Source organism: Pseudoalteromonas sp. NGC95 (assembly GCF_015864705.1).
Taxonomy (GTDB): domain Bacteria; phylum Pseudomonadota; class Gammaproteobacteria; order Enterobacterales; family Alteromonadaceae; genus Pseudoalteromonas; species Pseudoalteromonas arctica.
In genome coordinates this window covers 162,589-173,748 of sequence record NZ_JADYWR010000007.1, presented here as the reverse complement: position 1 = coordinate 173,748, position 11,160 = coordinate 162,589, and the positions used below count along the sequence as shown (strand labels likewise).

At 37.2% G+C, this 11,160-nt stretch carries 9 protein-coding genes; 4 read left to right on the top strand and 5 right to left on the bottom strand.

Annotation, left to right across the window (positions count from 1 at the left end):
* Positions 1-29: 29 nt before the first annotated feature.
* Positions 30-884, bottom strand: a complete 855-nt coding sequence (locus I6E70_RS08810; protein WP_007582418.1) for a S1/P1 nuclease — start codon at positions 882-884, stop codon at positions 30-32.
* A gap of 251 nt (positions 885-1,135) precedes the next feature.
* Between I6E70_RS08810 and I6E70_RS08805 the strand changes: the two genes are divergently transcribed.
* Together I6E70_RS08805 and I6E70_RS08800 are read left to right on the top strand one after the other, a co-directional pair.
* Positions 1,136-2,002, top strand: coding sequence for a hypothetical protein (locus tag I6E70_RS08805; protein WP_029751213.1), 867 nt, complete (start codon positions 1,136-1,138; stop codon positions 2,000-2,002).
* Entirely contained in the window at positions 1,995-2,939 is a 945-nt protein-coding gene (locus I6E70_RS08800) for a hypothetical protein (protein ID WP_197188537.1), read from the top strand. The genes I6E70_RS08805 and I6E70_RS08800 overlap by 8 nt, the downstream gene beginning before the upstream one ends.
* A gap of 26 nt (positions 2,940-2,965) precedes the next feature.
* Here I6E70_RS08800 and ushA read toward each other — a convergent pair whose 3' ends face one another.
* Both ushA and I6E70_RS08790 read right to left on the bottom strand, forming a co-directional pair.
* Positions 2,966-4,597 (bottom strand): bifunctional UDP-sugar hydrolase/5'-nucleotidase UshA, encoded by a 1,632-nt coding sequence (gene ushA / locus I6E70_RS08795; RefSeq protein ID WP_197188536.1) that lies wholly within the window; start codon positions 4,595-4,597, stop codon positions 2,966-2,968.
* A gap of 87 nt (positions 4,598-4,684) precedes the next feature.
* On the bottom strand, positions 4,685-4,870 hold the full coding sequence (locus I6E70_RS08790) for a hypothetical protein (protein WP_024591811.1): 186 nt from the start codon (positions 4,868-4,870) through the stop codon (positions 4,685-4,687).
* Positions 4,871-5,118: 248 nt separating this feature from the next.
* Between I6E70_RS08790 and I6E70_RS08785 the strand changes: the two genes are divergently transcribed.
* A complete protein-coding gene (locus tag I6E70_RS08785) occupies positions 5,119-5,859 on the top strand; it encodes a peptidylprolyl isomerase (protein ID WP_197188535.1) in 741 nt (246 codons plus the stop codon).
* A gap of 64 nt (positions 5,860-5,923) precedes the next feature.
* Here I6E70_RS08785 and I6E70_RS08780 read toward each other — a convergent pair whose 3' ends face one another.
* The gene (locus tag I6E70_RS08780; RefSeq protein ID WP_197188534.1) at positions 5,924-6,340 is read right to left on the bottom strand and encodes an MAPEG family protein; all 417 of its coding nucleotides are present in this window, start codon (positions 6,338-6,340) and stop codon (positions 5,924-5,926) included.
* Between the two features lie 238 nt (positions 6,341-6,578).
* On the opposite strand from I6E70_RS08780, the gene I6E70_RS08775 reads away from it, so the two are divergent.
* Complete coding sequence (locus tag I6E70_RS08775) at positions 6,579-9,461, top strand: insulinase family protein (RefSeq protein WP_197188533.1); 2,883 nt, start codon at positions 6,579-6,581, stop codon at positions 9,459-9,461.
* A 239-nt stretch (positions 9,462-9,700) separates the two neighbouring features.
* On the opposite strand, the gene I6E70_RS08770 is transcribed toward I6E70_RS08775, so the two are convergent.
* Entirely contained in the window at positions 9,701-11,083 is a 1,383-nt protein-coding gene (locus tag I6E70_RS08770; protein WP_165724927.1) for a Na+/H+ antiporter NhaC family protein, read from the bottom strand.
* Between the last annotated feature and the right edge of the window lie 77 nt (positions 11,084-11,160).

Below are 11,160 nucleotides of genomic sequence, written 5' to 3'. Positions count from 1 at the left end.
GTGTGTAGGTTATATAAATTTAATACAGTTTATTTGTCAGTCGTCATTTTCAGTGCCGTTTCTAACTCTTTTGCAGAAGGGTCAAATAAGGCATTTAGTAATCCAGCTAATCGAATACCCGCTTGTTGTAAGCGCGTCTTTATAATTGGAGTATTGTTATATATGTAGCTATAACCAATTTCGTTGTTGGTATATTTATAAATTTTTGTGGCTAAATTATGAGATTCTTCAACCCATGTCATAGGTGAGCTTTGTAAATACTCAGCAATTAACTCGCTGTTATTTGTATCAATAAATTGTGCGTACTCAGTAAACGACAAATTCTCATTCTCAACTAACTTTGTATCCCAAAGGCTGTGAAGATTTGTTTCTTCGTTAAAAAATGAAACCTTAATACGGTTACCACCTCTATCTTCACTTCGACCAGCATGAAATGGTTGGTGACTGTCGCCCACCAAATGTACTAAAAAACGTAAACTGAACTGTTTAGCATCTAAGGTGCTATTTTTATCAGTGAGCGTTTGCATTGAATAGTGAATGCCTTCTAGGATATTACTTACAGATTCTTTGTTTTTAGTGTGATCGTGATTGAAGCTGAAAGATTTTCCTGGTGCTGCATTAATATAATGCCAACGAGATGATTGCTTTTGCCAAAACTCGCCAGGGGCAGAGCGCATTTCATCAGGCCACGTTGATATTTGTGCAAGTGATTCACCATCAAGGTAGGGTTGTATCGCCGCTTTAGTTGTTTCGCTTATATGAGATTCTGCAATCTTACCTACAATGCGGTGGCCATTTTGACCCCAAGCATGTGAGTCAGTGCTTGTAAATATTGCACTAATCAAAAGCGCAGAAGATATCGAGTACTTTATATTGCTATGCATTAGAACTTCCTTAATGAATATTTCATGGCGTTGCTACAGGCTAATGCGGTCAATTGTCCTTACTTTTGGTGTTGATAGGAAGGACTCATTAAAATTCATAGTTTCTTATTCACATTGCTTTTAAATCAATAGTTTATGTTTAACAGGTAAAATTACTTGTTGTAATAAGTAAGCGAAATTGTTCAAATGCACTATATCGTCTATTTTTGAGTGGCATTGCTTTGAATTTTAAAAATATCGTGTTGCACAAAATGTTAATTGTTACATTTTTGTTTCTATTGTTGGTCGTTACGTGGGTTTGCGGTCAAGTTAGTGTATACAATGATGAATTACACTTTCCAGTTATGATCGAAACCTCAACAGAGTGTCAAACAACTGCAACAAGTAACAAAGGCCAATTAATTGTTTTTACGCAATCAAAAAAAATAGCTAAGTTATTAACACAAAAGTTATGCTCTGATAACGTGGTGGCTAAGCAATATGGCTCTGTAAAAGGGTATTGGGGGTATAGAACGGCAGACAGCTTTGAGTTTGTGGGTAAAGGAATTGCTGACTTAATTTTGGCTAAAAACAATATTATGGCAGCCTTTAAAGCAGAGTCGACCTATAACTACCAGCCCGTTGTTGGTTTTTCTGACTACACGGCTTTTTTTATATCTTCTAAAGAAAAACCTCGAGTCACTAAACAATACTTTTTAGATAAGCGCATAGGTTTGCTTGATTATCCGACCAGCCGATCAGGGCATATTTTACCAAAGCAAACGTTTAAAGAGTTGGATATTAATTTAGCCAATTTGAAAATCACTTATGCTAGCTCTCATAACGAATTACGTGATTTACTCGCTAATGGAAAAGTAGATATTATTGCTTCGTTTTGGAAAGAGAGCGACGAAAAACGTTTTTCAAAAAACTATATTACGCCATTGAGTAATAATATTTCTGGAACAAGATGGTATTTAAAAATGCAGCAAAACAACACTGATTTATTATGCGCAGTGCAGGAAAATTTGCTTGATATGTCTAAAGATCAAAGTTTGCATTACTATCAAAACGTCCAGCCATTTTGGCGCTGTGGCGCCAGCTTAGTAGGCTTAAAAGAGGAGGCTGGTGATGAGTAAGTATAAGCAATTACTTGTTATTATAAGTTTGTTTTTTATTTTGTCGTCTGTCTTTTATATTTCTGTAACTCAAAAAAGCCAGCAAGTAGCTAAACAAAAAATTACGCAGATAGAGAGGCAAATAGCACTCGACTTACCATTACTCGATTTATCGAATGAGCTGCTAAAGCATTCAGGTAATAAAGATGCAGTTAACAGCTACATTAAAACTTTAAACAGCTACATTAATTCGAACGAGCTCAAAGTTGTTGCTATTGCACCAAAAAACGAGATGGTAACACCTGTAAACTCACACCAAATAATACGTAGTTTGAGCACTAGTAATGGGTTCGTATTAGTTGTATTTAACGTCCAACAAACCCACTTTGCATTGAGTCATTTTATTTACTATTTTATATTTTTAGTATTAAGTGTGTTGATTAGTTTTTGGGTGAAATTTGCGTTTATTAAACAGAGCAATAAGCAGTTTAATAATGCACAGCATCAATCAATTGCAGAGCCTACGCCGTTGATACTTATTGTTGACCTTAATGATAAAACATTATCAAGTAGTTGTAATACAGAACAAAAAATGTGTTTAGCCAATAAGCCATTGTGCTTTTATTTAGCACTTGTAGAGTATTGTACAAATAACTATGATGTAGCGCTTAGTCATAATAAAGATGTGCCAGAGGAGCTGCTAGAGCTTGCTAACAAGTATTTTTATAGGTTGGTCGAACTCGGCCATACAGTTAGAAAAAGGCCTAACTTTAATAATAGCCTAGAAAAAACCCTGAGCGAAGTACGTGCTGCATTAGATGAAGTACTCAGCGAGTATCCCGACGAAAAAGAGTTATATTATCCACCTAAAGCATACGGGGAGGGTTCTCGCTCTCGTCTGCATAGTTATGGGCTGGCAAATATTAAAAAGGGCAGTATTGAAATAATAGGAAAGTAACAAGGTTACTTTCCTATTATTAGAGGCTATTTAGGAGTAAATTCAGCCGTTTTAAGAGGGCTGTTTTTTGATATAAAATCTTGAAGTGCTTGGGCATCTGTTTCGTCTGTACTAACAAAGCCTTTTTTATTTGTAAGCGCAGGATAGCCATCACCGCCTGATGCGTTATAGCTATTTAAGCTCATACGGTAAGTTTTATTTTTGTTCAAAGGTTGGCCGTTAATAACAACATTAACTAACTGATTATTTTTACGCTCAAACGATAGTTTATGGTATTGCAAATAAGCGCCAGCATCCGGTGGGAAGCTCGTTACTGTATTTAAATAGTCCCATAAATCACTGCCTTGCCAATCCATGTAAGTAATACGATTTTTAAAAGGATGTACTTTTAAAATATCTTTATAGCTCACTTCACCAGCCTCTATTGAGCTGCGAATACCACCACCACTTATTAGTCCAAAGTCTGCACCCACTACATCCATTTGAGCTTGAATAATTACGCGTGCAAGATTTGTTTGTTGGTAGCGAACTTTGTTTCTGTCACCTTCTAAGCGAGCATCTACTTCACCAATGGTACCTTCAATTTGTTTAGCGCCTTTAGCTTGGTATACCGCTAAATAAGATTCAAGTTTTGAGTCTGGTTTAATGTACTCGTTTGCTAATACTTCTTTAGTTGAGCCATCAGCTTGTACTTTATCTACATACAAATTAACTGGCATCAGTTTGTAGTCTAGTAACGTTAATTTTCCGTTTTCAAGCTTAAACTCAGCTTTACCAACATACTTACCCCATTCATGGGCTTGCATAATGTAAGTACCGTTTTGTTGGTCTGGTTTACAGTCAAGACCTGGTTTAAAGCTATCGTCATTTACATTTGTATTGCTCATACATACAGGTTCTTGAGAGTGGCCACCAATGATCATATCAAGGGTGTTTGCAGGAAGTGAGCGAGCGAGTGTTACATCACCGGGTGCGTTAATACCAAAGCTAGCATCAACATAATGACCCATATGAGTCAGGGCGATTGTAATGTCAGGGTTATACTTAGCTTTTATTTCTTTAGCTAGTTTTGCTGTAACGTCAACAGGGTCTTTAAACTCTAAGTGCCCAATATACTGAGGATTACCAATTTTAGCTGTGTCGGTTGTTGTTAAACCAATAACAGCAATAGTTAATCCATTCTTTTTGAATATTTTATAGCTATCAAACGCGTGTTCGCCTGATTCCTTTTCAAATATATTGGCTGATAGAAAAGGAAAGTTCACCCATTTTTGCTGTTGCTTCAATACATCAATAGGGTTGTCGAATTCGTGATTACCCAATGCCATTGCATCGTAACCAATCAGCGACATTCCTTTAAAGTCAGGCTCTGCTTTTTGTAAGTCTGACTCAGGAATACCTGTATTTATATCACCACCAGAGAGTAGTAATACTGCATGACCTTGCTTTTGAGCTTTATTGCGTAAAGAGTCAATTAACGTTTTGCGAGCGGCCATACCGTATTCGCCTTTTTCGTTTTGCCAAAAACGCCCGTGGTTATCATTAGTATGAAGAACAGTTAAATATTTAGTCGGGGTAGCGCTAAACACGGATTCAGGAGCAGGAGATGTGCATCCGAGTACACTAAAAATAACCGAAAATAAAATAATTATACGCATAAAATACCTATGGATTAAGGTCTACTTAATTTATCAGGCAGCTAGTTTAAACTAGTTCTATGCTAAAAAAACGTACTTATTTACATTTTATTTGGAAGGGGCTGTTAATTGGTTTGTGGCAGCACGTTCACGACGCTTCAACTCCGTATTCGCATACTCTCGCTTGTGGTGATTAGTACCTATCATCCAGGTTAAAAAGCTTGCTGGCAGTTTTGTATAGGGTTCGCCTTTGTGTAAACCAAAGTCGCAAATTGCATGTTTAGTGTGTGGCATTATAAGATCCTGTTGTTTTGTGTTTTTTAAAGGTAACAAAAAGTAGCCATACTCTTAAGATGATTTAATTTTAAATAATTAGATTTATATAGCTAAAAAGAATATAAGTAATGGTATATGTAATTAATTTGTTATCAACACGGTCTAATTTGTATCAACTCGCACTTTAGAATCGATTTTAATCGCCTATGGCATTAATGTGTTAACGCATTAACAATTATCTAAAAATATAACAACAGGAATACAACATGAAAAAACTTTTACTTGGCTCAGTACTCGCCGCAGCAAGCTTTACAAGTGCTGCCACTATTGTCGAAATGAACACGAGCCAAGGTGTCATAGAAATTAACTTGTTTGATCAACAAACACCTAAAACAGTTGCAAATTTTTTAAGTTACGTTCAAGACGATTCATATAACGAAACAGTAATTCACCGCTCTGTTAGTAACTTTGTTATTCAAGGGGGAGGATTTACTGTTTCTGACTCGCTAGATGCGATTACCACAAAGCCTGCTGTAGAAAATGAGCCTGTTTTTTCTAATGTTAAGGGCACCATTGCGATGGCTAAACTATCGGGTGATGCTAATAGCGCAACAAGCCAGTGGTTTTTTAATATTACAGACAATAGTGCAGCACTTGATACGCAAAACGGTGGCTTTACTGTGTTTGGACAAATTACTGCAGCAAGCCAATCAACGTTAGATAAAATTGCAGCATTAGTACACTGTGGTGAAACACCCGTTGTTGGTATTACTGCTGAACAATGTGCAAGCACTGATGTAACAATTAGCAGTGCTAATTTAGTGACTATTCAAAACGTGGCGGTAATGGATGATGATCCTAATTCAGCCGCAGGTCTTACTGTTACTGAAAATACGCTAATTGATTCTGACACATCAACAGATTCAGGTAGCAGTTCTGGCGGCGGATTAATTTGGCTTTTAGGTGCTTTTTTACTTGCGGTTCCTCGTTTAAAACGTGCTAAATAATTAAAATTAACGGTAATGTGGATGGCGTAAACCAGCCGCCCACATTATTATTAAACTTTGCTGTTTAAAGTAATACTCGCCAAACCATCGCAAGCCAAATTGAAAACACACAAGCACAACCTAGTAAAAACACTTTAAAACGTGCGCGTACGTTATTTTCACCTAAATGAATAACACTATGCACAATACGTGTTGCTACAAATAAACAGGCCAGTATAGCCACAAGTGTACTGGCGCTATTTAGCTGTAGTGCAAGTAAACACCCCGCGTAAAAAAGCACAGGTATTTCAAACTGATTTGAAAAGTTTCTATCTGCAACCCTAATAGTGTCGCCAGCCTTATCTAATTGCATTGTTTTAAAATCGCTTAAATCTAATTGTTTGTTTTTAGCTGCTGCAAAGCGCCTTTTACCCATAATGAGCATGACAACCAGTGAAAGCGTAACTTGTGTAAACATGGCAAGTATGATGATTTTTTCCATTGTTTTTCCTTATTATTATTTAGAGTTTGTGTATCTTTTGATATTGAATGATTTTTAATCTCGAAGGTTGGCAGACTCGCAACTAATAGCCGATTATGAAGACATTTTTCACAATGTGTTACACAAAATAGCGTTATTTTGTAGAAAGTTATTAATTGAAAATGTTAGTTTAGCTTAACTATATTGCTTTGAATTGGCGCATGCTATTTTGCGCAATACTTTTTAATGGAAAACAAAAATGAAAAAGATTATTGGTTTTAGTGCTATCGCACTTGCAGTTTTAAGTGGTTGTTCAAATACTGCTTCGGTTTCTGTGGCGCCTCCGGCCTCTTTATTATCAGACACGTTAGTTGTAAGCCCTAACGATAACCGCGAATATAAAACACTTAAATTAGCAAACGACATTGAAGTTATTTTAGTGTCTGATCCGAGCGCGGAAAAATCGGCAGCGGCACTAAGTGTAGGTGTAGGTTTACTACACGACCCGATGTCGCAACAAGGTATGGCGCATTATTTAGAACACATGCTGTTTTTAGGCACTGATCGTTACCCAGATACAAAAGGGTATTCTGATTTTATGACCAAAAATGGTGGCGCGCACAATGCGTATACTTGGCTCGATATTACTAATTACATGTTTAAAATTAATAACGACGCGTTTGATGAAGGGCTAGACCGTTTTGCCGACTTTTTCAAAGCACCTAAGTTATACCCTGAATACACAGATAAAGAAAAAAATGCAGTAAACGCAGAGTGGTCAATGCGTCGCGAAATGGACTTTTTTGGTCAATTTAAACTAGCGCGTAAAATGATGGGCGATCACCCGGCTAATCGCTTTTTAATTGGTAACCTAGAAACACTTGGTGACAAAGAAAATAGTTCTCTTCACAAAGAAACGGTTGATTTTTATAATAAATATTATTCTTCAAATGTCATGAAAGTAGCGCTTATTTCTAATTTACCTATTGCTGAAATGGAGCAAAAAGCACAAAAATACTTTGCTGATATAAAAAATAAAAACATCGAAAAACCAACAGTAACTGCAAAACTTGATTTTGATAACGCTGGCGGAAAACGCGTGTTTTATGCACCAAATGAAGATGTAAAACAACTACAACTTGATTTCACCATTGCTAATAATAATAGCGAATTCGCGCTTAAACCAAACCGATTTGTAGCGTATTTACTAAGTAATGAAATGCCGGGCAGCCCAGCGCAATTGCTTCGTGACAAAGGGTGGGTATCTCAGTTGTCAGCTTCAGCTGCACCAAATCAATATGGTAACTACGGGTCATTAAACGTAAACGCAGAGCTTACAGATGAAGGCATGAAAAATCGTGACGAAATAGTTGCGACTATTATGCAGTACATCGATTTAATTAAAAAAGAGGGCGTTGATAGCAAGTACTTCAACGAAATTCGTACATCACTAAATAACCAGTTTAAGTTTTTAGAAAAAGGTGATGAGTTTAATTATGTAAGTTCACTTACGCAAAGCATGCAAGACTATCCGTTAAATCACGCTATTAATGCACCTTACTATTATGCAAAATTTGACGCTGATGCTGTAAATAAAGTACTTGAGCAGTTAAATGCCGATACTCTTCGTATTTGGTATGTATCGCAACAAGAAGAGACTGACTCGCAACTACACTTTTACGACGGCAAATACCGCATTAGTGATATTAGCGATGATGAAATTGCCAGCTGGAAAAAACCAAGCGAATTTAAGTTAGCACTACCAACTGTAAACAATTTATTGCCTGAAAATTTTGCAATAAAAACTCAAGCATTTAAAGAGCAAAAACACCCTGAGCTTGCTTACGATAAAAATGGTGTAAAAGTATGGCGCCAAGCAAGTCAAAAATTTGCAGAGCAGCCAAAAGGGCTTGTTGAAGTTTATATAAATACTCAACCAGGTTTGAACGATATTAAAGCAGAAGTACTTTATTCTGTTTGGGCTGATTTATACAATATTCAACAAAGTCAGTTAAGTACCGAAGCAGCAATCGCTGGTATGAGTGTAAGCCTTGCGCCGAGTAATGGTCTTGTTTTATCTATGAGTGGTTTCACAGATAAACAAGATGTATTGCTTAAACAAGCTTTAACCGGATTAAAAGCCGATGAAACAGCACAAGCATTTAGCCAAGCAGTTGATCGCTTTAAACGTAATTTACTAAACCAACAAAAACAGTTTCCGTATGCACAAGCATTTGGCGAGTATTCAAAACTAACGCGTACAGGTGGTTTTGATACAGACGCGCTTATTAAAGCCGCTGACTCAGTGAGTGTTGCCGACTTAGCACAATTAAAAACAGCTACGTTTGCACAAAACGATTTACGCGTATTTAGTTACGGTAACTACAATCAGCAAGATATAGACGCGATTGCAGACGAATTAAGTGCAACGCTACCAAGCAACCATAAACGCAGTGAATTTGCGCGAAGCAAAGCATGGTTGCCACAACCGGGCGAAACGCTGGTACTGCAAAAAGATATTGATGTAGCCGATGTAGCGGTGGTTGATATGACCGTTCACCCTGTTGCGGGTTACAAACAAAAAGCAGAAGCGGCTGTATTACAAAGCCACTTTAGAACAGTTGCGTTTGATAAAATGCGTACTGAGGAGCAGCTTGCATACGCAGTAGGTGCCTTAGCTCGCCCAATCGAGGATTACTCAGCAATTGGTTTGTATATTCAAACACCGGTTAAAGGTCCTAAAGAAATACAAGCTCGTTTTGATAAGTTTAAAAAAGAATACGCAGTTGAACTTGATAACATGAGCGAAGAGACTTTTGAGCAGCTTAAAAATTCAACCCTAGTATCGCTTAAAGAGCAGCCTAAAAACTTAAGTGACGAAATGAGCCCACTTATAAACGATTGGTACCGTGAAAATTTTACCTTTGATTCTAAGCAAAAGCTGATTGATGAAGTTGAAAAAGTAACGCTTGCAGATATAAAAGACTACTACAAGCAAACAATGCTTAATCCTAATGCGGCACGTTTAAATGTGCAATTACGTGGTACTAAGTTTATAGAAAGTGACTTTGCCGATTTACCAAATCAAACTAAAATCACAACGCTTGATGCCTATTACAATGGTATTAAACTACAAAAATAAGCTTTATTTATACAGCTAAAAATAAACCCCAATGTATTGCTACATTGGGGTTTATTATTTATCTTACTAATAATACCAATTCGCTTAATTAAGTGATCTATTTTGAGGATGGAAAAACGTGTTGATAGCTAGGCAAAAAATTCGCTATTTAGTTGTTCTAAATGAAAATTTTTTAACGCAGGTAGCGACTCGTTTAGCCCCGCAAAATGATTAAGTATTATTGCGGATTGGTATAATATTTAAGCCATTATTAAAAAGCCTATAACAGCTAATGCCGCAGCAATTAGCGTGTAAGGCAATTGTGTAACGGCATGGCTCATTAAATTACAACCAGAGCCTTGCGCTGCGAGTACGGTTGAATCTGAGTAAAAACACGCTTGGCTACCAAAAGAAGAAGCCGATAATAGCGCACCAATGACCAGTGGTATGTTTGCATCAACCGCATTTGCCAGTGGCATAACAATCGGAATTGATACAGCAAAAATACCCCAGCTAGACCCTGTTGCAAACGCTAAAATAGCCATTGAAATAAATACCACGGCTGGTAAATATGCAGCAGTCATATAAGGGCTTAAGCTGCCAATAACAAACTGAGGTAAACCAATTAAGTCGCATACATCTTTAAATATAAACGCAGCTATAACAGTACCAATAGCGGGGATCATACTTTTAAAGCCATCAAGCATGCGCTCAATCATTTCACTTACGCTCATTAATTTTTGTAGCGCATAAAACGGGAGAGTGACCGCCATTGTTGCTAGTAAGCCTTTGTATACGTCTATTTCAAAGTAAACAGTAAATGCAACCAGTAAAATAATCGGCACCAAAAAGTTACGTAATTTACCTTTAGGATCAGCATCTTCAAAGTTTTCTTCAGCTGCTTTTACTGCATATTCATCCGCTGTTTGAACGTCATTGTATTGAGCAGGGTCGACTTGAGCTTGCTCAATTTGCGCCATTTGTTCTGCTTTTTTCATTGGACCAATCGCAGGAATAATACCCAGCACAACAAGTAAAACAACAAGCACTGCAAACCACGCATAAAACATATACGGTATGGCTTGGATATAAACTGCAATCCCTTTGCCTTCTTCAGCAATACCGTTATCTACGAGTAAGCCACCAAAAAAAACCGCCCAGGTAGATAAAGGGACAAGTACACAAATTGGTGCAGCAGTAGAGTCTACAACATAGGCAAGCATCTCACGGCTCACTTTAAATTTATCGGTAATGCGTTTCATGGTTTCACCCACGGTAAGCGCATTTAAGTAGTCATCAATAAAAATAACTACACCCAAACAAAAGGTCATAAACAAAGATGAACGCTTACCTTTAGTGTATTTAAGGGCTAACTTGCCAAAAGCCGATGCGCCACCTGTGCGCACTAATAGCGCGATTAAAGCGCCAAAGCCACCACATACAAGTATTAGCCAGCCAATGGTTTCGTCTGTCATCACTTTTAGCGATGTACTCGCAAAGTTAGTAAGTACCTGTGCAGGATCGGCTATAACTAAACCAACTAAAGCACCAATAAGTAAAGATAAAATAGGGCGGCGTAATACAACAGCCAATACAACCACCACTAACGGTGGTAGTAAACTCAACGCAGAAGGTTCAAGCATTTAAGTATTCACAAAATTAAAAGCATGTATAAAAATTACAATAGTATTAATTTTTAAACTGCTTATACAAAAACAAA

Coding starts and splice junctions, on each gene's coding strand:
- I6E70_RS08810 (WP_007582418.1), bottom strand. CDS start 884: ATGCATAGCAATATAAAGTACTCGATATCTTCTGCGCTTTTGATTAGT.
- I6E70_RS08770 (WP_165724927.1), bottom strand. CDS start 11,083: ATGCTTGAACCTTCTGCGTTGAGTTTACTACCACCGTTAGTGGTGGTT.
- I6E70_RS08790 (WP_024591811.1), bottom strand. CDS start 4,870: ATGCCACACACTAAACATGCAATTTGCGACTTTGGTTTACACAAAGGC.
- I6E70_RS08780 (WP_197188534.1), bottom strand. CDS start 6,340: ATGGAAAAAATCATCATACTTGCCATGTTTACACAAGTTACGCTTTCA.
- I6E70_RS08805 (WP_029751213.1), top strand. CDS start 1,136: ATGTTAATTGTTACATTTTTGTTTCTATTGTTGGTCGTTACGTGGGTT.
- ushA (WP_197188536.1), bottom strand. CDS start 4,597: ATGCGTATAATTATTTTATTTTCGGTTATTTTTAGTGTACTCGGATGC.
- I6E70_RS08785 (WP_197188535.1), top strand. CDS start 5,119: ATGAAAAAACTTTTACTTGGCTCAGTACTCGCCGCAGCAAGCTTTACA.
- I6E70_RS08800 (WP_197188537.1), top strand. CDS start 1,995: ATGAGTAAGTATAAGCAATTACTTGTTATTATAAGTTTGTTTTTTATT.
- I6E70_RS08775 (WP_197188533.1), top strand. CDS start 6,579: ATGAAAAAGATTATTGGTTTTAGTGCTATCGCACTTGCAGTTTTAAGT.